Annotated in this window: 18 protein-coding genes; 6 read left to right on the top strand and 12 right to left on the bottom strand. The window is 66.3% G+C overall.

The window, feature by feature from the left end; all coding sequences use genetic code 11:
• Positions 1–140: 140 nt before the first annotated feature.
• From RZA67_RS04140 to RZA67_RS04110, 7 genes are all read right to left on the bottom strand, one after another.
• Positions 141–1,394, bottom strand: a complete 1,254-nt coding sequence (locus RZA67_RS04140; RefSeq protein ID WP_317211341.1) for a DUF2235 domain-containing protein — start codon at positions 1,392–1,394, stop codon at positions 141–143.
• A gap of 15 nt (positions 1,395–1,409) precedes the next feature.
• On the bottom strand, positions 1,410–2,267 hold the full coding sequence (locus tag RZA67_RS04135; RefSeq protein ID WP_317211340.1) for a hypothetical protein: 858 nt from the start codon (positions 2,265–2,267) through the stop codon (positions 1,410–1,412).
• Between the two features lie 549 nt (positions 2,268–2,816).
• A complete protein-coding gene (locus RZA67_RS04130; protein WP_317211339.1) occupies positions 2,817–4,079 on the bottom strand; it encodes a carbohydrate porin in 1,263 nt (420 codons plus the stop codon).
• A complete protein-coding gene (locus RZA67_RS04125) occupies positions 4,079–5,467 on the bottom strand; it encodes a cytochrome c (RefSeq protein ID WP_317211338.1) in 1,389 nt (462 codons plus the stop codon). The genes RZA67_RS04130 and RZA67_RS04125 overlap by 1 nt, the downstream gene beginning before the upstream one ends.
• Positions 5,464–7,104 carry a GMC family oxidoreductase gene (locus RZA67_RS04120; protein ID WP_317211337.1) on the bottom strand — a complete coding sequence of 547 codons (1,641 nt, stop codon included), beginning with the start codon at positions 7,102–7,104 and terminating at the stop codon, positions 5,464–5,466. The genes RZA67_RS04125 and RZA67_RS04120 overlap by 4 nt, the downstream gene beginning before the upstream one ends.
• A gap of 67 nt (positions 7,105–7,171) precedes the next feature.
• Positions 7,172–7,729 (bottom strand): sugar dehydrogenase complex small subunit, encoded by a 558-nt coding sequence (locus tag RZA67_RS04115; protein ID WP_317211336.1) that lies wholly within the window; start codon positions 7,727–7,729, stop codon positions 7,172–7,174.
• A gap of 208 nt (positions 7,730–7,937) precedes the next feature.
• A complete protein-coding gene (locus tag RZA67_RS04110; protein WP_317211335.1) occupies positions 7,938–9,551 on the bottom strand; it encodes an alpha glucosidase in 1,614 nt (537 codons plus the stop codon).
• Between the two features lie 189 nt (positions 9,552–9,740).
• Here RZA67_RS04110 and RZA67_RS04105 point away from each other — a divergent pair, with 189 nt between their 5' ends.
• Positions 9,741–10,745 carry a polyprenyl synthetase family protein gene (locus tag RZA67_RS04105; RefSeq protein WP_317211333.1) on the top strand — a complete coding sequence of 335 codons (1,005 nt, stop codon included), beginning with the start codon at positions 9,741–9,743 and terminating at the stop codon, positions 10,743–10,745.
• 45 nt (positions 10,746–10,790) lie between these two features.
• Here RZA67_RS04105 and murD read toward each other — a convergent pair whose 3' ends face one another.
• The 3 genes from murD to RZA67_RS04090 all read right to left on the bottom strand — a co-directional run bounded on the left by murD (position 10,791) and on the right by RZA67_RS04090 (position 16,193).
• The gene (murD, locus tag RZA67_RS04100) at positions 10,791–12,200 is read right to left on the bottom strand and encodes a UDP-N-acetylmuramoyl-L-alanine--D-glutamate ligase (protein WP_317211332.1); all 1,410 of its coding nucleotides are present in this window, start codon (positions 12,198–12,200) and stop codon (positions 10,791–10,793) included.
• Positions 12,181–13,533: a UDP-N-acetyl-alpha-D-muramoyl-L-alanyl-L-glutamate epimerase gene (murL, locus tag RZA67_RS04095; protein WP_317211331.1), complete on the bottom strand. Its 1,353-nt coding sequence runs from the start codon at positions 13,531–13,533 to the stop codon at positions 12,181–12,183. Before murL ends, murD begins: the two co-directional genes overlap by 20 nt.
• Positions 13,534–13,598: 65 nt before the next feature.
• On the bottom strand, positions 13,599–16,193 hold the full coding sequence (locus RZA67_RS04090; protein WP_317211330.1) for a bifunctional aspartate kinase/diaminopimelate decarboxylase: 2,595 nt from the start codon (positions 16,191–16,193) through the stop codon (positions 13,599–13,601).
• 154 nt (positions 16,194–16,347) lie between these two features.
• On the opposite strand from RZA67_RS04090, the gene RZA67_RS04085 reads away from it, so the two are divergent.
• Entirely contained in the window at positions 16,348–17,217 is an 870-nt protein-coding gene (locus RZA67_RS04085; RefSeq protein ID WP_317211329.1) for a PhzF family phenazine biosynthesis protein, read from the top strand.
• 47 nt (positions 17,218–17,264) lie between these two features.
• Here the strand turns inward: RZA67_RS04085 and RZA67_RS04080 are convergent, their stop codons facing one another.
• Entirely contained in the window at positions 17,265–17,696 is a 432-nt protein-coding gene (locus RZA67_RS04080; RefSeq protein WP_317211327.1) for an OsmC family protein, read from the bottom strand.
• A gap of 361 nt (positions 17,697–18,057) precedes the next feature.
• On the opposite strand from RZA67_RS04080, the gene RZA67_RS04075 reads away from it, so the two are divergent.
• The 4 genes from RZA67_RS04075 (at position 18,058) to RZA67_RS04060 (ending at position 20,281) form a co-directional block, all read left to right on the top strand.
• Positions 18,058–18,456 (top strand): HU family DNA-binding protein, encoded by a 399-nt coding sequence (locus RZA67_RS04075; protein WP_317213800.1) that lies wholly within the window; start codon positions 18,058–18,060, stop codon positions 18,454–18,456.
• A gap of 253 nt (positions 18,457–18,709) precedes the next feature.
• Positions 18,710–19,018 (top strand): DUF3861 family protein, encoded by a 309-nt coding sequence (locus RZA67_RS04070; protein ID WP_317211326.1) that lies wholly within the window; start codon positions 18,710–18,712, stop codon positions 19,016–19,018.
• Between the two features lie 46 nt (positions 19,019–19,064).
• Positions 19,065–19,610, top strand: a complete 546-nt coding sequence (locus tag RZA67_RS04065; RefSeq protein ID WP_317211325.1) for a hypothetical protein — start codon at positions 19,065–19,067, stop codon at positions 19,608–19,610.
• A gap of 74 nt (positions 19,611–19,684) precedes the next feature.
• Positions 19,685–20,281, top strand: coding sequence for a DUF1439 domain-containing protein (locus RZA67_RS04060; RefSeq protein ID WP_317211324.1), 597 nt, complete (start codon positions 19,685–19,687; stop codon positions 20,279–20,281).
• Between the two features lie 234 nt (positions 20,282–20,515).
• On the opposite strand, the gene RZA67_RS04055 is transcribed toward RZA67_RS04060, so the two are convergent.
• A complete protein-coding gene (locus RZA67_RS04055; RefSeq protein ID WP_317211323.1) occupies positions 20,516–20,983 on the bottom strand; it encodes an SET domain-containing protein-lysine N-methyltransferase in 468 nt (155 codons plus the stop codon).
• Between the last annotated feature and the right edge of the window lie 129 nt (positions 20,984–21,112).

The following is a 21,112-nucleotide window of genomic DNA, read 5'->3' as shown; positions in this document are numbered from 1 at the left end:
TGCTGCATCACCCCAGCGGGGCAGAGCCCCGCTCTTCGCTGCACCGGACGGCTTCGTGGCCCGTAGTGCCGGGCTCTGCCCGGCAGCTCATGCCGTGCTGGATCACCCCAGCGGGGCAGAGCCCCGCTCTACGTGCTGTATCAGCGCGCCCTGCCCCGGGTCGGGCTCTCCGGCGCGTGCCACGGCAACGACACACTCACATCGGGCAGCAGTGCCCGCTCGACATCATTCATCGGCACCGGTGCCAACGCGTGGGCAGGTAACTCCGGTCGCAGCGCAACGTCCTGCACGCGCGGGTGACGGTAAGTGAACCGTGCAGCCAACCGCTGATTCACCGGTTCGGAAGCACCACAGATATCGACCACGGTGCAGTCGGCCAACGCGTGCCGCAGATTGCGCTGACCATCCCGGTCCATCGCCAGGCCCCACCCCGCTGTTACACCGCGCTGCTGGTGCACCACATACGCGCGGGCGTCGCCCGGAACCGGGCGGTGCGTAAACAAACGCTGATCGCTGAGCGTATTGAGGTAGTCGACCATGTGGTTGAACGCCTGCACTTCCAGGCCGGTCGCCGCGTTGCCACCGCCCACATCCGCATGGCCACCGGGCACGGTTGCCCCCAGAAAGCGTCCATCCGCACTGACCTGTTGCCCGATGATGAGCTGGTGCGGAAACCAGCGGCGTTGTTCGTCCGCTGCCAGCAGTGAGACGCCCGACAGCACCGATGGCGGCAGACGGGCATCGTAATGACGCGGCATCCCGGTGGCCACGGGATCAAACAGGCCAACCGCCTGGGCGACGGTTCCGGGCTCAGCCAGTCTGGGCAGGCCGGTTTCCACGGTGATGGCGCCATGGCGATCGCGGCCAAAGCGGAGTTCTTCCGGGTCTGCGGCGATGCCGTACGTATCGACCAGGCGGGCAAATCCCGGCACCAGGACCGCGCCGCGACTGTAGCCTACTGCGATCACACGGACCTGAGCCTCAGGATCGCGTCGCTTCCAATCCGCGGAGAACCTCGTGAGGGACTGGTACATCTTCTCAATGCGTTCATCCCATGAAAAAGGATGCACACCATCCAATGCACGTGCAGGCGCAAAGGGTTGCGTGCCTATTCCGGATGCGTAGTCCCATCGAATGCGTTCCCCTGCCAGCTCCGGCGCCTTTGCTCGGAGTTGACCAGCCATCTCACCGATGTTGGATGACCTCTGCCGTTTGTCGTCACTGTCGTGACCAGTGCCGTCGAAAAGCGCGATGAACAGATGGTCGTGAATATCACTTCGATCCTGTAACAGAGGGACTGGCAATTGCGCGAGCTCCTGCCGTAGCGACGCATAGCGCTGCAGATCGCTCTGCATGAGCTGTCGGGTGCCGGTATTGTCCAGAAGTCTGCCCACGTTGACCCATCTGGTTCAGTAATTAAGGGTCTTGACGAGAATCAAATCGTCTCGGTGGTAGCTGTACTCGTTGCCTGCCTTCTGCATGTGCTTGGTACCGATCCATGCGCGCATGTATATCCGGATGACACTTCCATTCACCTCGATCAGGATCGAGGGCGGCACCGCGGGCCTCCCGTTGCGCGCACCACGCACCTCCTCGCGCGGTACGTTGTGCCGCACGCGTCTGTCCTTGAAGAGGGCGTCGATGTCGATGCGGGTTTCGCGCCAGCGGCCATCGCGGGTCTGCCACTTGATCTCGGCCGGTGGCGGGAACCCATCCACGTGGACGCCGGCACTCCAGTGCTCAAGATAACCGGGACCATAGGCGGCACTAGGCCGGGTGGGTGTGTCATCCCCCAGCGTCATACGTGCATACCAGGCCCTGCAGTACAACGTGTCAAAACACAGGATGCTCCACGCGTGCTGGTTGAACCGCAGCGGCCACACCTTGACCACCGTCTTGTCACCCTCAAACAGCGCTTGCCGGGTGGTCAGCGTGCGCGCGACGTCGCCACCCCCATGACTGCACGCGCCAAGGCCAAGCGCGGTGGCAGCCACGATGGGGTTGAGCAGACCCGGTGTGGCGCCCGCCTGCTGCGTCCGGCGCGAGCGCGCCTGCCAGATGAGCACCGCCGCAACTGCGGACAGCAGAACAAACGACGTCGCACCAAGCAGACCGGTAACCCGCAGAGCCACCGCATCGGGGCGGTAGCGGGTCAGTGTCAGCAGTTGCCAGTGCTGCCACCAGGTCGACAGCTGCAGCGGCTCAGCAAGGTCGAGCCACCACAGCAGCAGGGCCCCTGCCATCAGATCGGCAGCAAGCGCCGCCATGCACACCATGAGCAGTGTCGTCAGGGTTCGCGTGCGCAACTGGTGCATCGGCGCCGCCATCCGCAAGGAGCTGATGCGTGGACCGTAGCGTGTACCTGTTGAGCTCCACCATCAGACAAGCGCGCGCCCAGACCTCGGGCAGAACGCGCTGCGTCACGGTGCCGCCCGGTGACGCACACGCCCCAACGTAGTGCCGGGCTCTGCCCGGCACCTCGCGCTGTGCTGGATAACCCCAGCGGGGCAGAGCCCCGCTCTACGCAGCACCGGACGGCTTCGTGGCCCGTCCTGTCGGGCTCTGCCCGGCACCTCGCGCTGTGCTGCATCACCCGAGCGGGGCAGAGCCCCGCTCTACGCTGCACCGGACGGCTTCGCGGCCCGTAGTGCCGGGCTCTGCCCGGCAGCTCGCGCTGTGCTGGATAACCCCAGCGGGGCAGAGCCCCGCTCTACGCTGCACCGGACGGCTTCGTGGCCCGTAGTGCCGGGCTCTGCCCGGCACCTCGCGCTGTGCTGGATAACCCCAGCGGGGCAGAGCCCCGCTCTACGTCCTGGTCAGAGCGTCGCCTGCGCCTGCAGCGTGAACACCCACGCATCGGGCCGCTCGGACAGGCCCGATGGGCGGCTCACGTACTGGAGCGCAGGACGCAGCACCAGCCACGGCGAGACCTGCATGCCGTAATTGAGTTCGATCATCTCTTCGCGGGTCTGTACCGGAACGCCGCTCCGACGCTGGTAGCCGCGCAGGCGCGGGGAAAAGTCCAGACGTGTCCACCCGAGGCTGAGCGCATCGTCCTCGCGCGACCGCAGCGGCCCGCGCCAGCTCAGCCCCAGCTCCCAGGAACGCCGCAGCGTGCCGGTCGCTGCATCGGCCTGTGTGCCGATCGCAAAACCGGAAATGCCACGCACGGTTTCCTGCTCCGGCTTCCAGAGGCGCTGTGCCAGCTGTACGTACGCGCCACTGCGATGCGATGCCTGTCGCGCCTGCGGATCATCCAGTCGCGAAGCATTGGAGGTGTCCCAGTAGTAGCCCACCTTGTAGGTACCGCCGTAGTCGCGCTGACTGCTGCCATGCACGTAGCCCACCTCCACCGGGAAAAACAGACCGGTATTGCCATCCAACGCCACCTTGAAGCCGTTGTCTGCCTGCTTGCGCGTGGGGTTCACGTCGAAAACACCTGTCTGCGCATACCAGCCGGCAGGGTCGGACCACTTCGCGCGCAGTCCCCACTGGCCGGTGGGATTGTCGAGCCAGCCCGAGCTGTAGATCGGTCCCAGCGGATGGCCGCACTGCCCGTTGTTGTTGAAATTACAGACGTAGGGCAGACCGCCGAAATCATTGCCCATGGAGAAAAAACCGCCCTTCAGGCTCAGCTTCTCGTCCAGCAGGGAGCGCTCGTAGGACACCTCGTTCAAACGGAAATTCTGGCCCTGTCCCCAGAACGCCTGGTTCTGGATGTAGCTGCCGGTATAGCGATCGTGCGCCGCTTGACCGAAGCGGTCGGACAGGACGATCCGCACGGTACCCTCCAGACCCAGCGCCTTGCCGGTATCGATGACGGCTCCCACATCCACGTGCGTGGCCGTTGCCAGGCCCGAGCCGCGGTAGCCGCCATCGGCGTGGCTGGTGGCCACAACCACACGGGCGCTCGGCGTGATGCCGCGGTCCTGCAGCCACTGGCGCGCAGGAAGGTTGGCGCTGAGCGGAACCTGCTTCACCGCTTCGACGGCTTTGCTGGCCTTGTCGCTGTCGGCAGCCTGCACCTGCAGGCCGGTGGTGGCCAGTGCAATGGCAACCAGTAGTGTGTTCGCGCGCATCAGCCGCCCCTCTTTTTCTTCGCCGAGCGGCGGAACCAGAACCAGATCGCCCCGATCACCACAACCAGACCACCTGCAGGCAGACCGATGCTGACCAGTTTCAACAACAGCGGCTTGGGCCCACCGGCGCGCGCGATCTTCACATCCGCCACGCTGACATCACCGCCAGGACCAAATTCCTGCCGCACGTAGCTCGCCAGGCTGGCGACCTCTTCATCGGTGAGCGGCTGTACGTAAGAGCCTGCGGAGAAATGCGGCATCAGCACATGTTTGCCGTCAACGGTGCGGTCGACGCCGGTAAGGATGGTGGCGATGAGATTCTGTGGAGTGGGTGCGCCCACCGCCGTGTTGTGAACCAGTGCAGGGTAGTACTGGTCGTCACTCCCCTCACCCTTGGTGCCGTGGCAGCTGGCACAGGCGCCGTCATACAGGGCCTGCCCATTGCCCAGCTGCACGCCGGTGCCGCGGATGGCGGCTTCCCCGGCGGTACTTCCGCCGCGCAGCGGCCACGCTCCGGCCGGTCGCTCTGCAGCGGGGTCGGCCACGGCTGGCACGCTGCGAAGGTAGGTGACGATCGAGGAAATGTCTTCGTCGGTAAGCCGGGACAGGCTGTGCTCGACCGCTTCGGCCATCGGCCCGCCGGCCTGCGCCTTGCCCACGACCCTGCCCGTCCTGAGATACTGCGCGATCTCCTGGTCGGTCCACGCACCGATGCCGCCCACCTTGTCAGAGGTGATGTTGGGGGCGTACCACATGCCCAGCGAGCCGCCCGACAGCGCCTTGCCGGCATCTTCCTGCATCAGCAGGGCTCTGGGGCTGTGGCAGCTGGCACAGTGCGCCGGGCCTTCCACCAGATAGGCGCCACGGTTCCACGCCGCGTCTTTGGAGGGGTCGGGGGCGAACCGCGACGTGTCCAGGAACAGCAGGTTCCAGACCGCCATCGATTTGCGGATGCTGAAGGGGAATGGCAGATGGGTCTGCGGCGCGAGCTTCTCCACCGGCTTCACCTCCTTCATGAAGTATGCGTAGAGGTCGCTGATATCCTGCTCGGACAGCTTGGCGTAGGCGGTGTACGGCATGGCCGGATACAGATGCGAACCGTCCTTGCGGATGCCCTCGCGCAGCGCGCGCGAGAACTCGGCCTCGGTATAGCTGCCAATACCGAACTTCGTTGAGGGGGTGATGTTGCTCGCCCATATCTGCCCCAACGGCGAGCTGATGGCATAGCCACCGGCATACGGCGTATCGCTGCCCGGCTTGGTGTGGCAGGCCATGCAGTCAGAGGCGATGGACAGATAGCGACCGCGCTCCACCGCCTCATCGGCATGGGCGGCCGCTGCCGCAACGCCCGCAGCGAGGCTCAGCGCGAACAGCAGGGCGCGCTTCACAGCGCACGCTCGATGGCATCTGCTGCCTTCAGTCCCAAAGCCGCCATGGTAAGGGTGCTGTTCACCACGCTGGCCGATGCCATCGCGCTGCCGCCCGGCAGCCACAGGTTGGGGTGGTCGTGTGCGCGGCAGTCACCGTTGACCACCGAATCGCGCGGGTCGCTGCCCATGATCGTCGAACCCATGATGTGGTTGTTGGCATTGAGCGCCGTGGTGATCACAAACTCGTCGGCGTTGAACAGCGAGCCGATGTGGCGCAGCTGCTCGCAGGACCTGTCATACCCCTTGCGTGCGTAATCCCCCAGCGAATAGTGGATGTCCGGGCAGGCAAGACCCAGTCCGTCCACGCGCGTGGTGGACAGGGTCAGGCGGTTGCTCGGGTCAGGCAAGGGTTCCAGGCTGATCGACAAGTCAACCCCGTAAATCGAACGTCGGCGGATCTCCGCGTCCAGTTCCTCACCCACCAGGCCCATCGCCAGCGCCTGCTCGGTGGCCACCGGCACGCGGCTGATGTTGTTGAGGATGATCTTGGTGGCCGAGTACTCGGCGCGGAACGCGCCGTCGCGCGGCCCCACCATGCAGCTCGACTGCGCCGGACCACGTCCCAGCCACATCGGCCGGTCGGCAAGGAAGGAACAGTGGAAACCGGAGTGGTCCATCATGTTCCGCCCGACCTGGTCGGAGGAGTTGGCGATGCCGGTGGGGTTGTTCTCGTTGGCCGCCAGCAGCAGCAGCCGCGGCGTTTCAAGTGCATTGCAGGCCACCACGAAGTGCTTGCCGCGCGCCTGATGGCTCGTCCGATCCTTGTCATACCAGTGGACGGCAGTCACCCGGTTCTGTGCGTCGGTGTCGATGCGATAGACCACCGATTCTTCCAGTACGACAGCGCCTGCTTTTTCAGCCGCGTCGACCGTGTGCACGCCGTTGTACATCGCGCCGATGGGGCAGATCGGCTGGCAGTTGTTGTTGCCGCAGCAGGCAGGCCGCTCGTTCCAGGGCGTGATCATCCGCCCCTGCGGGATGGGCACCAGGTTGTAGCCGTGCGGATTGACGACCTCGGCGAACGCCTTGTCACCGTGGCCCCAGGGAATCATGTCGGCCAGATACGGTCTGGAGCGCTCCACCGGACTCTGCTGGGCAGGGTCGTTGGGACCGGATACACCCATGGCCTCCTCGGCCCTGCAGTAATACGACTCGATATCGTCGTAGCTGATCGGCCAGTCCCGGCCCACGCCGTAGGCGCTGCGCATCCTGAAATCCACCGGGAGGTGGCGCCAGCACGAGGCCGCCCAATGCCAGGTGGTTCCACCGACGGCTTTGATGAAGCCTTGGCGGAAACTGCTGGCATCAGGGCCGGTCAGTGCGACGTAGTCGTTGGCCGGGTAGTACAGCGGCGCGGTCGCCAGCGGCGACTGCCGGTACGGTCCCTGGAAGTCACTGCCCAGACGACGCTCGAAACTGACGTTGCGCCAGTTCGCCACGACTTCGGCTCGCTCCAGGCGCGGGCCCGCCTCGAGCACGAGAACCGACTTGCCGGCCTTGGCCAGCTGATGGGCTATCAAAGCGCCGACGACGCCTGAGCCTACGATGACGACGTCGGCTTCGGCGTCGCCATCCTTGAATTGAGGTGTGTTCATGGGATCACTCGGCTGGCGCGGCGCACAGGGCACCACGCGGAAAACGGATTGGCTGGAGTGTTCGGACCTAGCTGGCTGCCACTGCCGACGGCGGTGTTGCTACCCACCAGCCGGGCCCGCCCTTGGCGTAGGTCTGCGGAAACAGACCATCAGCGACCGGCCGCTGCATCAGCGCGTCGCGGTAAGCGACGGTCACGGCAGATACGCCTTTACCCACCGTGCCGGTGTACCAGCAGCGAACGATGGACAGCGCAGCCGGTCTGGCCACGTCTGCGGCGGCGAGGATCGCGGCGGGATCGGGGTTGGCCTTGGACACCGCGATCAGCGCCGGAATGGCGACAACGGTCTGCGGCTCCTGTTCGGTCAGCGCGGCGAGGATGCGGCGGGAGACGAAGGGGTCCAGATCCGGTTTGCCGGTCAGAGCAGTGCTCAGCGTGAGGAACCGCATCTCCTCGTCCGAATATGCCTGCGGAGCGCTGCCTGCGCTGGACGGGTCGACGGATGTCGATCGGTCACGGCGCTGACAGGCCGCAAGAACGACGGCGGATACCGACCCCAGCAGGAAGCGGCGGCGCGAGCACGACGGGGATGAAGCGTGGATTGGCTGACCGGTGCTGTTATCCACGGACGTTTCCATCGTGACGTTGGGGGTCGGAGCATGGTTGCATGGAACCGTTTTCAGTATCAATTGCGCGCACTATTAATTGCATTTAGCAACGAATTGGCTAAATAGCATGGTTGCAGGTCGGCACCGGGTGAAGGCGCGCGGGGCGTCAAACAAAAAGAGGACCCGGCCGGAGCCGGGTCCTCCAAGTACCGCCCGGAGAAATCGTCTAGCTGCGCTGCGCGCAGACCACCGCGTGCGCAGGCAGGACCAGTTCGCCGGCCTCGATGCGTCCTGCATCCGGCCCGGGTACGGCCACCTGGTGCCAGCTGCCCGCCGGCAGTGGGTGCCTGGCCGGTTCGGCCGACAGGTTGAACGCCATCAACAGGACCTGCTCCCCCAGGCTGCGCTCGAACAGCAGCACCGGCTCGTCACTGTCCATGAAGCGGATGCTGCCCTCGGTCAGCACCGGCTGGCTGCGCCGCCAGGCCAGGAAACCACGGAAGGCGTTGAGCACCGAATGCGGGTCCTGCTCCTGCAGCGCCACCGCCTGCGCGCGATGTCCGGCGGGAATCGGCAACCACGGCTGGCCACTGCTGAAGCCTGCCGCCTCGCTGGCCTTCCAGGGCATCGGGGTGCGGCAACCATCGCGCCCCTTGAATGTCGGCCAGAAGGTGATGCCATACGGGTCCTGCAATGCTTCGTAAGGCACATCGGCCTCGCCCAGCCCGAGCTCCTCGCCCTGGTACAGGCAGATCGACCCGCGCAGCGAGCACAGCATCGCCACCACCAGACGGGCGAAGCGCGGATTGGCCGGGTGGCCACCCCACCGGGTCACCGCACGCTCCACATCGTGGTTGGACACCGCCCAGCAGGGCCAGCCCTCGGTCATCGCCGCTTCCAGCCGCGACACGGTGTCGCGGATGTACGCCACGCTGAAATCCTCGACCAGCAGCTCAAAGCTGTAGCCCATATGCAGGCGCCCGCGGCTGGTGTACTCGGCCGTCGTGGCCAGCGAATCCTCGCTGGAAATCTCGCCCAGCGCGGCGACATCGGGGTACTGGTCCATCAGCGCGCGCAGGCGCTCCAGAAACGGCAGATTCTCCGGCTGGGTATTGTTGAAATGGTGGTACTGGTATGCGTACGGATTATCCGGACTGAAACCGCGGCCCACGCGTTTTTCCAGCGGCTTGGGCGGATTGTCGCGCAGCTGCCGGTCGTGGAAGCAGAAGTTGATCGCGTCCAGCCGGAAGCCATCCACGCCGCGGTCCAGCCAGAACTTCACGTTGTCCAGCGTGGCCTGCTGCACCTGCGGATTGTGGAAATCCAGGTCCGGCTGATCGGCAAGGAAGTTGTGCAGGTAGTACTGCTCACGTCGCGGCTCCCATTGCCAGGCAACGCCACCAAACAGCGACATCCAGTTGTTCGGCGGTGTACCGTCCTCGCGCGGGTCGGCCCACACGTACCAGTCGGCTTTGGGATTGGTGCGGTCCTGGCGGCTTTCGGCAAACCAGGCGTGCTCGATCGAGGTATGGCTCAGCACCTGGTCAATCATCACCTTCAGGCCGAGCGCGTGCGCCCGGGCCAGCAGCCGGTCGAAGTCGGCCAGGTCGCCGAACAGCGGGTCGACGTCGCGGTAATCGGCGATGTCATAGCCGAAGTCGGCCATCGGCGACTTGAAGAACGGCGAAATCCAGATCGCGTCCACGCCCAGCGCTGCCACGTAGTCGAGTTTCTCGATGATGCCCGGCAGGTCACCTACCCCGTCGCCATTGGCGTCGAGAAAGCTGCGCGGGTAGATCTGGTAGATGACGGCACCCCGCCACCATGGACTGCTGGACATCGGCCCCCTCCGGGCGTGCGCGGCCCCGTGCGGCGGGGCCCAGATTCAACCCGTCCAGCTTAGCCGCGCACTTCCAGGCATGGTGCTGCCTGCATACGTATTCACCTCCACACGCGGCCACAGCCCCGGCCTCCGACGCAAACCCGCCACAACGCCTATAATCAAGGTCAAGCCTGAAAGCCCGATCGCATGACCACCATCGAAGACACCCGTCCCGCCCTGGGCCTGCCCCAGATCCAGTCGCTTGCAGCGACCGACATGGCTGCCGTGGATGCCCTGATCCGGCGCCGGCTGTCTTCGGACGTGGTGCTGATCAACCAGATCGCCGACCACATCATCTCCGCCGGCGGCAAGCGCCTGCGCCCGATGCTGGTGATGCTGGCCGGTCATGCGGTGGGCGGCAGTGGCGCTGGCGCCGAGCACCATCAACTGGCCGCGATCATCGAGTTCATCCACACCTCCACGCTGCTGCATGACGACGTGGTGGACGAATCAAGCCTGCGGCGCGGACGCAGCACCGCCAACGCGCTGTGGGGCAACGCGCCCAGCGTGCTGGTCGGCGACTTCCTGTACTCGCGCAGCTTCCAGTTGATGGTGGAACTGGACCGCATGCCGGTGATGCGCATTCTGGCCGATACCACCAACCGCATCGCCGAGGGTGAGGTGCTGCAGCTGTTGCACGTGCACAACCCGGATACCGACGAAGCGGCCTACCTGCGCGTCATCGAGCGCAAGACCGCGGTGCTGTTTGCCGCCGCCACCCGCCTGGGTGCGCTGGCCAGCGGCGTGGATGAAGCCACCCAGCAGGCGCTGTACGACTACGGCATGAACCTGGGCTACGCATTCCAGATTGCCGATGACGTGCTGGACTATTCGGCCAACGCCGATGAGCTGGGCAAGAACCTGGGCGATGACCTGGCTGAAGGCAAGGCCACGCTGCCGCTGATCCATGCCATGGCGCACTCGGACGCGGTTACCCGTGAACGCCTGCGCAGCATCGTGCAGGATGGCGATGCCTCGGCGATGCCGGAGGTGCTGGCCGCGATCCACGCTACCGGCGGGCTGGATTACAGCCGCGTGCGTGCTGAAGAGTATGCCGAGCGGGCCGAGCGCGCGCTTGCGGGGCTGGGCGAGAACGAGGCGGTTGCCGCGCTGCGCGGGCTGGCCCGTTATGCCGTGCAGCGGTCGCATTGAAGCCGGCTGGCAGGGCAGCGGGGCAGAGCCCCGCTCTACGTGGGGTCAGGCGATGCCCAGGCCAGAGATGGCGCTGATGCTGTCCGGGTCGAAGCCTGCCAGCTCGGCGAAGTGCCGGCCACGGGCCACATAATCGCGATAGGCGCCAAAGCTGGGGGCACCCGGCGACAGCAGCACCACCCCACCCTGCTCACCCAGCGCGCTGCGCGCCAGTGCCATGGCCTCGGGCAGGTCCTGCGCCGCATGCAGCCCAAAGCGCCCGGCTGCGGCCAGCGGAGCCAGCATCGCGTGGATGCGCGGCCCATTGCTGCCCATCGTCACGATCTCCAGCGGCGGTTCGTCCTGCGCCATATGCGCGATGAAATCGCTCCAGTCCAGGCCACGGTCGTGCCCGCCCACCAGCAGCGCGATGCGTTGGCCGGCAAAACAGTCCAGCGCAGCCAGGCTGGCATGCGGTGTGGTGCTGATCGAATCGTTGACGTAGAGCAGCCCTGCCGCGCGGCCGATCTGCTGCAGCCGGTTGGGCAGCGGACAGAACTGCTGGACAGCCGGCACCAGCGCCACCGCATCCAGGCCAAGTGCCTCCAACGCGGCCAGCACCGCACACAGGTTGCCGCGGTTATGGCGGCCTGGCAGCGGCGTGTCACGGGTATCAAACACCGCCTGCTCACCGCGGAACACGGTTTCGCCGCGCATGTGCCAGCCCTGCGGCTGGTTGAACCAGACCACGTCGCTGTGCGGCAGTGCAAGGTTGCGCAGATGTGGGTCGGCCGCGTTGAGCACGGCGATCTTCGGGTTGGCCGCAGTGACCAGCAGCAGCTTGTCGGCCACGTACTGCTGCTCGCTGCCATGCCAGTCCAGATGCTCAGGGAACAGGTTGAGCACCACCGCTACCTGCGGCCGCGCACCACTGCGCGCGACTTCGCCGGTCTGGTAGCTGGACAACTCCACCGCCCAGTACTCAGGCGCGGGCTGTGCGTCGAGCACTTCGAGCAGCGGCAGGCCGATGTTGCCGGCCAGCCCGGTACGCTTGCCGGCCGCGCGCAGCAGATGCGCCAGCAGCGCGGTGGTAGTGCTCTTGCCCTTGGTGCCGGTCACGCAGACAGTGTCGTGCACCACGCCGTCGGCACCGGCATGTTCGGCAAACCACAGCGCGGTACCGCCGATGAAGACCGTCCCTTGCGCCGCCGCAGCCAGTGCCATCGGCTGGTAGGGACTGATGCCAGGCGACTTGATCACCACGTCGAAGCTGCCCAGCGCAGCGGCATCGGGCTCGCCCAGTACGGTCAACGCACCTGCGGTTTCAGCGCGGGCCGCCTCGGCCTCAGCGGCCGGACAGAACAGGGTCAGCGGCAGCGATGGAAGCCGGGCGCGAAGAACGGCAAATGCCGCCCTGCCTTCGCGCCCCCAGCCCCATAATGCAACGCGCTTGCCGTCAAGCTGCGAAATCTGCACGGATCGCGTCCCACAGTGCGGCCGGAATGCGATGCTCGCCCTGCAGCACCAGCAGCGGGGCCAACGCCAGTTCGGAGGCATCCAGCTTGGGCTGGATCTCATTGCAGAAGCGGTTCACAAGCGCGTCTTCATTCCATTCCGGACGCTGCGCCAGCACGGCCATCGCCGCGCGCGACTCACGCCCCTCGCCCACGCACTCGAACGGCTTGTGGTCCTGAAACTCCAGCAGCGCATCAAACCCGGCGGCCTGCTCGGCATCATCCAGCAGGTTGCGGCCGAAGATGCCCACCAGACGAGGCTTGGGCATGAACGGCGCCAGTGCCAGGAACACGAAGTGACACTTCGGGCACACGCCGCACCAGCGGTTCACCGGGCGCTCGCCGAGAATATGGAAATTGCGGTTGCAGCTGGAAAAATGCGCGTCGTAGAAATCGTTCTTGGCGAACTGCCGCGCCACCGCCAGCTCGGACATCGGCCGCAGCAGCGAGTAATACTGCAGATCGGCTGCCACCTGACGCTGCACATACATACCGAAGGCCTGCTCGAACGCCCAACCCTTCGACCACTGGTGATTGACCTCGCCGGTACCGGGAATCTGGCTGCCATAGCTGGCCGAGCGCTCGTTGGAGAACACCACCTGGTCCACGCCCTGCAGCAGCGCGGCCAGCACCATGATCGCCGAGTTCACCGCCGTGACCGGGATGTGCCCGTTCCAGGCGCCCTGGCGGTTGAGCTCGAACAGCTCAGGGGCCAGCGTACGCCCAAGATTCAGCGTGGGCAGGCCGGTGCGTTCGGCACAGGCGCGGATCAGCTGCGAACCGCCGATCCAGGTCACTGTCTCGTCCACACCGGCACGACGCAGCGCTTCGATGCTCACCAGTGAATCCTTGCCGCCGCCGATGGCCACCAGTGCGTGCGGGCGCAGGCCCAGGACCGGCGCCGCTGTCGGCTCGCCCTGCACGGGCAGGCGGAAGCGCCCACGCAGGTTGAGGCCGTTGCGGTAGGCGAACTCGCCCAGCCCGTTGAGGTAGATGCTTTCCACCAGCGCCGCGGTCTCCGCATCAACGCTGTAGCTGTCGATGCGGACCGTCTCTGGAACCCCGGCCTTGTAGTAACTCACCCCGGCGATCAGGTGCAGCAGCTGCAGGGCGCGCTGCACGGCGGCCGCGCGCTCGCCGTCGAGCTGGAACGGCGCACCGGGAATGGTGACCGTCTCGACCATCTGCGGGCCATCGTCGAAGGCATAGACCAGCCGGGCTACGCCGGTGTCGGCCGAGAAATCGCAGCCGACAAAGCGGAAGCAGGCGACCTGGTGTTTATCAAAAGCAGTCATGGAGTGTCCGGATCAGGCGCGTTTTCGCGCGGCGCAGGCAACGGGCGGATGGTGGCAGGCACGGCTCATTCGATCACGTCCTCCTGCGGCATCGACCGCTGATTGTACGTGTTCGCCATCACATAGCCGTAGGCACCGGCATCAGCCACCACCATGACATCGTCAGGGGCGGTGGAGACCGGCAGCTTGCGCCGCTTGCCGAACACATCGCTGGATTCGCAGATCGGCCCGACCACATCGAAGGCCGCCTCCGCATACCCGCCCTGACGGCTCAGGTTCTCGATGTCATGCCAGGCGTCGTACAGTGCCGGGCGCATCAACGTGTTCATGCCCGCATCCAGGCCGACCCGGCGCACGCCATCCTTCTCCACCACTTGGGTGGCGCGACTGAGCAGCACGCCCGACTCGGCCACCAGATAACGGCCCGGCTCGATGGCCAGGCGGAATGCCGGGTGCACCGCCTTGACCTCGGCCAAGCCTTCGGCCCACGCCTGCAGATCAAACGGCTCATCCTCGTCGCTGTACGGAATGGGCAGGCCACCGCCGATGTCGATGGTCTGCACGCTGCCGATGCGGCGGGCAAAGCCGGCCAGCTCATCGCACATCAGGCGCCAGTGCTGCGCGGTCTCGACACCGCTGCCCAGGTGGGCATGCAGGCCGACAATCCGGCTGCCCAGCTCGGTGGCCAGGCGGACGAACTCGTCCACGCGCGCAGTGGGCAGGCCGAACTTCGAATCCTTGCCGCCGGTGCGCACCTTGGCATGGTGGCCTTCGCCGCGCCCCAGGTCCACGCGCAACCACAGCGCGCGGTTGCTGAACAGCTCCGGCCAGCGCTGCAGGGCTTCGACATTGTCCACCGTGACCGTCACCGCCCGCGCGAACGCGGCTTCGTACTCCGCGCGCGGGCAGAAGCTGGGGGTGAACAGAACCCGCGAGGGCGACAACGCCGGTAACACGTTGAATACGTGGTCCAGCTCGCCCTGCGACACGCATTCCAGTCCAAAACCTTCAGCTTCCAGCAACTGCAGGATGGCCGGGTGGCTGTTGGCCTTGATCGCGTAAAAACGCTGGTCGATCGCCGTGATCGCGGCCAGCGCGCGGGCGCGCGCGCGCACCGTGGGCAGATGGTAGACATAGCGCGGCGTGCCAACCTCGGCCAGCTGCAGCAGCCGTGCCCGCTGGCCACGCCACCAGGGCGTCTCGCGTGGCCGCACGGCACCGGCGATTTCGCGCCAGCGCGGACCAAACACTTCGGTTTCCTCCACCGGCATCGCACCGCTGTCGATCAGCTCGGCATGCAGGATCGGCAGCAGGCCGTCGGCGTCGGTTTCATCGATGACGAAGGTCAGGTTCAGGTCGTTGGACGACTGCGAGATCATGTGCACACGCTCGCGGCCGAACGTGGCCCACACATCGGACAGCTTGTGCAGCAGCGAACGCATGCCGCGGCCGACCAGGGTGATCGCCGCGCAGGGCACGATGACCTTGACCTTGCAGATCTGCGAAAGATCGGCCGACAGAGCAGCCAGCACGTCGGTGTTGACCAGGTTTTCCGACGGGTCCAGCGAGACCGTCACGTTGGTCTCGGCCGAGCCGATGAGGTCCACCGACAACCCATGCTTCTTGAACAGACCGAACACATCAGCCAGGAAGCCGACCTGCTGCCACATGCCGATGCCTTCCATCGACACCAGCACGATGCCGTTGCGACGGCTGATCGCCTTGACGCCCGGCACCGGTGCGGCGCTGCCGTCGATGCTGGTACCGGGCAGCTCGGGGCGCTCGGTGTCCAGGATCGCCATCGGCACACCGGCGTCGCGGCACGGCTTTATCGAGCGCGGGTGCAGCACCTTCGCGCCGGTGGTGGCGATTTCCTGTGCCTCGTAATAGTCCAGCCGGGTCAGCAGGCGTGCGTCGGGCACATCCTTCGGGTTGGCACTGAACATGCCGGGCACATCGGTCCAGATTTCCACACGGCTGGCGCCCAGCAACGCACCGAAGTAGGCAGCCGAGGTATCCGAGCCGCCACGGCCAAGGATGGCGGTGCCACCGTCAGCGTGGCGGGCGATGAAGCCCTGGGTGATCAGCAGGCGGGACGGCTGCGCGTTGAAGCGCGTGCCCCACTCCTTGTCCGAGCGCCATTGGCAGTTCACCGAAAGGCGCTGCGACCAGGCACTCTGGCTCGGCTGCGGCGGCAATGCGTCCAGCCACTGGCGCGCGTCCATCCAGCCCATGTCAAGGCCGCTGGCGTGCAGGTAGGCCGCGCCCAGCGTCGAGGACAGCAGCTCGCCCTGGCCCAGCACCTCGGCCTGCCAGTCCAGCGTGCGCGAACTTGCGCGCGGGTCGGCCAGCAACGCCTGCAGTGCGTCCAGCCGGGTCTGCAGCACGCTGCCCGGCAGCTCCAGCTCGGCCAGAAACGCATGGTGACGCTCCACCAGCGCCGCGACGCGCTGCGCACTGTCAGCCGCGCCGTCGGCGATGGCGGTCAGCTCGTTGGTGACCCCGGACAGGGCCGACACCACCACCAGCACCCGCGAACCGGTCTCTTCCGCACGTTTTTTCGCCAGCTTCCCGATCGTGTCCCAGCGGTGGCGGCGCGACACCGAAGTGCCGCCGAACTTCAATACGATCCAGCGATCGTCAAGGGGGGAAGCTGACATGGATAGGCTTATGCATTGTGGAGGGGACCGCCCGGGGGCGGAACCTTCGATTCTAAGCCTTGATCCACGCCGAATGGGCAGCCATTACCGACAGCCCAGCCGGGCGGCCACGCTGCTAAGCTGCGGCCCCGTCTTTACAGCCCGAGCCCAGCCCATGCGCGCGCGTCGTTTCCTGCAACTGGATGTCTTCTCTCCCCGGCCCGGCGCTGGCAACCCGCTGGCCGTGGTCCTGGACGCCGAGGGGCTGGACGACGACGCCATGCAGGCTATTGCGCGCTGGACGCGACTGCCGGAAACCACGTTCGTGCTTCCCGCGCAGCAGCCTGGCACCAGCTACCGGCTGCGCATGTTCAGCCCGCAGAAGGAGGTGCCGTTCGCCGGGCATCCCAGCATCGGCACTGCACACGCCGTACTGGAAGCGGGCCTGGCGGTTCCGGTGGACGGCGTGCTGGTCCAGGACGGCATCGCGGGTCAATTGCCGCTGCGCGTGGAAAATGACGGCCCGCTGCGCCGCATTGCGATCCGCACACCGCGGGCGCGGCTTGAGCGCGAAGCCAACGCAGACGAGCTCGGCCCCGCCATCGCCGGCTGGTCACTGGGCACCCTGCCGCCGGCCCTGATGGTCGGTGGGCGCAGCTGGTGGCTGGTGGAAGTGAGCGGTGAGGCTCACCTGCGTGGTCTGCAGCCGGACTGGGACGCAGTAGCAGCGTTGGCCGAGCAGAGCGGCAGCATGGGCGTGTTCGCCTATGCGCGCTGCGAGGACGGCAACAACGATCTGGTAGTACGCGCGTTCGTCGGCAACGGTCGGCGCTTCGAAGACGCGGCCTCCGGGGCGGCCAACGCAGTTCTGGCCGCGTGGCTGGATCTGCGCGGCGCCTTGCCGGCTGGCGGACGGCTGCAGGTGAGCCAGGGCCGGGAGGTGGGCCACGACGCGCAGCTGCATCTGCAGGTGGACGCCGATGGCGAGGTGTGGTCAGGGGGTCAGGTACAGACCGTTATCCGCGGCAGCATCGACTGGACCTGAGCGGTAGCAGCCGGGCCGGGGGCCGGCTGCGTAGCGCTGGGCCCCGCTCAGGCGAGGTTGGCGTCCAGGGTCACCGGCACCGCACTGAGCGCCTTGGAAACCGGGCAGTTCTGTTTGGCGTCATCGGCGATCGCGCGGAACTGTGCGGCCTCGATGCCGGGCACCACTGCCTTGAGGGTCAAGGTGATCTGCGAAAGCTGCGGGCCGCCTTCGGTGGACAGATCAACTTTGGCCACCGTATCCAGCGAGGTGGCGGTAAAGCCAGCTTCAGCGAGCTTGGCCGACAGCGCCATGGTGAAGCAGCCGGCGTGTGCGGCGGCGATCAGCTCCTCCGGGTTGGTGCCCTTTTCCTCGCCGAACCGGCTGTTGAAGCCGTAGCGCGTTTTGTCCATCAGACCGCTCTGCGGGGTGCTCAATTGTCCCGTGCCTGTCTTCAGGTCACCTTCCCAGTGCGCATTGGCTTGGCGCGAAATACCCATCAGCGGACTCCTTCGGTGGTAGACACGGACACCCTACGCAGCGGCGCGTTAGCACGATGTGGCCGCTGCATCGGGCATGCGTCGACGCGCCGACGAACGGTCGCCGATCAGACCGGCTGCCGCGCTGCAGCGCGCCGAACGGCCGCATCCCCCTGTTTTTCAAGTGTTCGCGCCCGGTCCTGCAGGAGACCAGGCGGCACAGGCGCAGGTCCCGCGTGCTGCGACGAAGGTCGAACCAAGGCAAAAAAGCCGGAATTTCTGCGTTCGCCCTATTGGCGGGGCTGCATTGTTGCCCTACATTGCGCTTGCCGAGCGGTGTTCGGCGCGAACATACAACCAACCGTTCACGGAACAGGAAACCATGGCAAAGACCGCTAAGAAGGCTGCCCCGAAGAAGGCAGTGAAGAAAGTCGCTACGAAGGCAGCTGCCAAGCCGGCCGCTCCGAAGCCGATCAAGGAAGCTCTGACGAAGTCTGGTCTGGTTGCGCACATCGCCGAAGCATCGGGTGTCGTCGCCAAGGACGTGCGCGCTGTGATGGCTGCGCTGGAAAGCGCTGTCTCGGCCTCCGTGCACAAGAAGGGCGCTGGCAGCTTCACCCTGCCGGGTCTGCTGAAGATCACCACGGTGAGCGTTGCGGCCAAGCCGAAGCGCAAGGGCATCAACCCCTTCACCAAGGAAGAGCAGTGGTTCGCCGCCAAGCCGGCCACCACCAAGCTCAAGGTTCGCCCGCTCAAGAAGCTCAAGGACGCCGCGCTGTAAGCGCGCCGACAACCGGCTTCTGCGCGGACGGGACGGCCTTTGCGCCGTCCCGTCCGCGTTTCTGGCCCTCGCACAGGTGCGCAACACAGCGTTGCCGCAGACGCAGTGTGCGGACAGTACCTTGCTGCACAAGGGCGGGCGCGGGCGTTCCCCTGGCCCCCGGGTGCGATGGAACACTGCGTGCGTTCCTGGCCGTCGCCGCCAGTGATCGGGCCACCTAAGGTGGTTGGACACCCCGCCCGAGCACGCAGCCATGTCCAGCACCTCCACCCGTTACCGCCTGACGGTCACCCCGATCGAGAAAGACGGCCTGCAGTGCGCCGGCCGATGCACCATTGAACTCGAGCACCGCGCCCGTCAGAACTGGATGCGGCTGCTGGAGAATGCGCCCCGCCTGCCAGGATTCAGCGGTGACGAGCGCGCGGCCGTGCTCATTGCCACCCAGGTACTGCGCGACGTAGTGCATCGTCATGCCGACGAACCCGAGCACCCGCTCAGCGCACACGCCACGACCATCGGCGACGCGCTGGACGCCTTGGACGCCCTGCACCGACCGCGCTGAGCCGGCGATGGCTACACTGGCGGTCTCTGCCGCTGGACGCCCGGCCATGCGCCTTCTCCTGCCGTTGTCTCTGTCGCTGCTGCTCGGCCCCCTGCTGCTCACCGCCTGCTCCAGATCGGCGCCGACGCCGTTGCCGCAGCGGGAAGAAGTCAAAGGCGCCGAAGAACAGGCGCGCGCCCGTCGCGACCGTCCTGACGCCGTCGCGCTCGGCGGGACAACACCCGGGGCAGAACCTTCCCGGACTGCTCCCGGTGCCACAGGCTCCCCGGGCCGCGTCGTGCGTGACTACGTCGCTGCCGTGCTGCGTCGCGATGCAGACGCGATCGGGCGTTACTGGCAACACGACAGCAACACGCGCGACGATGCGGCGCTGCATGCACTTACGCGTGTGCAGCGCCTGCGGGTGACCACCGACGCGCCGATCGTACGCGACGACCCGCGCCAGGGCCGCCTGCTCGAAGTCCCGGTGGTGATACGGGCGGCGACCGCCCACGGCAGCTTCACCTATCGCGGCTGGTACCGGCTGGTGCCCGGACCTGGAGGCGATGGCTGGCTGATCCAATCCGCCCAGCTTCAGCCTGCCCTGCAGTAGCGCGGCACTGCTCGTGCATGCCTGATTCAGCACGTCAGGCTATCTTCTTGCCTACCTTCGTTGGATGCCCCGCCATGTCCCTGCGCCCCCTGCTCACCCGTCTTGTCCTCTCCGCTGCGCTGGTGGCAGCTGCTGTCGGCGCCCAGGCAGCACCGACGATCGAAGGACGCCAGCTGTCGGTGGGCGCCGCCGACGTGCAGCAGTACCTCGACCAGAGTTTCCCGCGCAACCAGGATGCGCTGGGCGGCCTGCTGCAACTGACCCTGAGCCAGCCGAAGCTCGCCCTGCCCGCCGGCGAGCGGCTGAAACTGGGCATGGATGTGGCGATGGCCACCGCTGGCGGCGCGCCCACCCGGCTGGGCACCGTCGAGCTGAGCAGTGGCCTGCGGTACGACGCCCAGACCCAGGGCTTCCATCTGCAGCAGCCGACGCTGGATGAGTTCATCCCCGCCCAGCAGGGTGGCCGTCTGGATGCGCGCACGCGCACGCTGCTCAACGCCTGGCTGGGCGACTACGCACAGCGTGAGCCGATCTACCGCCTCGACCCGGCGGTGGCTGGCATGCTGGGCGCGCTGCAGGTGCAGTCGGCGCAGGTCAGGGACGGCCGTCTGCAGGTGACCTTCAATCAGGATCTGGGTGCGCTCGTGCCGGCCGGTATGCTCGGCAACTGACGAAAAAAGGCAGCCGGGCAGAGCCCGGCTCTACGCGACGCGCGGTAGGACCCCGGCTACCACCGGCCGACCGGCCCGCACTGCACCCATGCTCTTCATTACCTGCCCTGCATGCCTCATTGCTGCGTCCTGCCGTTGGTCGTCACGCTCCAGGGCGACGGCGTGACGACCAACGGTCGTCACCTACCGGAGCGCGATGTTCGTAGCGCCGGGATCTGCCCGGCGAGCGCCCGATCAGCGCTTGGGCTGCAGCATGGTCCCCGTGCATCTGGGCGATCCGCAGCGGCATTCCCAGATCTTCTTCAGCCGGGGAGTGTGGCGCTCGGCCAGGGTGATGCCGTAGTTGTAGGTCAACTCTTCGCCGGGCGCGATATCGCGCAGCGCTTCGATGAATACCTTGTCCTGGCGCGGGTCCTTGTCTTCGTCTTCTTCGATGATCGCCTCACAGTTGGGCTCGCAGCTGTGATTCATCCAGCGCGCATCATTGCCGCGGTAATTGGCGTCGATGACGTAGTCATCGTTGAGGGTGAACAGGAAGGTGTGCCCGCTTTCGACATCGCCGGTGTCGTCAGCGTCCACGTCGGCATGGCTGCGCAGCAGACCTTTGTACTGGATCACCCGTTCGCCCTGCTTGAGCGGTGCCACGGCGAACACGCCGTTGCCATGGATGGCCGACCTGCGGGCTTGGATCTTCTTCGGCATGGGCGCGGCGCGTCCTGGTGCGATGGGGAGTCGTTGATTCTCGCTTAATCTTCGTGATTGCCAAAATCATCGTCAACCGGCAGCATGGCGGCCCCGAGGGCGTTACTGGCTGCAACAGCCCGCGTCATG

Origin of the sequence: Stenotrophomonas sp. C3(2023), from assembly GCF_032911385.1 — a bacterium.
In the GTDB taxonomy this organism is placed as follows: Bacteria; Pseudomonadota; Gammaproteobacteria; order Xanthomonadales; family Xanthomonadaceae; genus Stenotrophomonas.
Note: the sequence above shows the minus strand (reverse complement) of the source record. Positions and strands in the feature narration are given on the sequence as shown.

What these genes read in the sequence shown, in the direction of transcription:
- RZA67_RS04065 (WP_317211325.1), top strand. Translation starts at nt 19,065, where the DNA reads ATGCGCCTTCTCCTGCCGTTGTCTCTGTCGCTGCTGCTCGGCCCCCTG.
- RZA67_RS04060 (WP_317211324.1), top strand. Translation starts at nt 19,685, where the DNA reads ATGTCCCTGCGCCCCCTGCTCACCCGTCTTGTCCTCTCCGCTGCGCTG.
- RZA67_RS04090 (WP_317211330.1), bottom strand. Translation starts at nt 16,193, where the DNA reads ATGTCAGCTTCCCCCCTTGACGATCGCTGGATCGTATTGAAGTTCGGC.
- RZA67_RS04075 (WP_317213800.1), top strand. Translation starts at nt 18,058, where the DNA reads ATGGCAAAGACCGCTAAGAAGGCTGCCCCGAAGAAGGCAGTGAAGAAA.
- RZA67_RS04120 (WP_317211337.1), bottom strand. Translation starts at nt 7,104, where the DNA reads ATGAACACACCTCAATTCAAGGATGGCGACGCCGAAGCCGACGTCGTC.
- RZA67_RS04130 (WP_317211339.1), bottom strand. Translation starts at nt 4,079, where the DNA reads ATGCGCGCGAACACACTACTGGTTGCCATTGCACTGGCCACCACCGGC.
- RZA67_RS04105 (WP_317211333.1), top strand. Translation starts at nt 9,741, where the DNA reads ATGACCACCATCGAAGACACCCGTCCCGCCCTGGGCCTGCCCCAGATC.
- RZA67_RS04085 (WP_317211329.1), top strand. Translation starts at nt 16,348, where the DNA reads ATGCGCGCGCGTCGTTTCCTGCAACTGGATGTCTTCTCTCCCCGGCCC.
- murL (WP_317211331.1), bottom strand. Translation starts at nt 13,533, where the DNA reads ATGACTGCTTTTGATAAACACCAGGTCGCCTGCTTCCGCTTTGTCGGC.
- RZA67_RS04080 (WP_317211327.1), bottom strand. Translation starts at nt 17,696, where the DNA reads ATGGGTATTTCGCGCCAAGCCAATGCGCACTGGGAAGGTGACCTGAAG.
- RZA67_RS04110 (WP_317211335.1), bottom strand. Translation starts at nt 9,551, where the DNA reads ATGTCCAGCAGTCCATGGTGGCGGGGTGCCGTCATCTACCAGATCTAC.
- RZA67_RS04055 (WP_317211323.1), bottom strand. Translation starts at nt 20,983, where the DNA reads ATGCCGAAGAAGATCCAAGCCCGCAGGTCGGCCATCCATGGCAACGGC.
- RZA67_RS04135 (WP_317211340.1), bottom strand. Translation starts at nt 2,267, where the DNA reads ATGGCGGCGCTTGCTGCCGATCTGATGGCAGGGGCCCTGCTGCTGTGG.
- RZA67_RS04070 (WP_317211326.1), top strand. Translation starts at nt 18,710, where the DNA reads ATGTCCAGCACCTCCACCCGTTACCGCCTGACGGTCACCCCGATCGAG.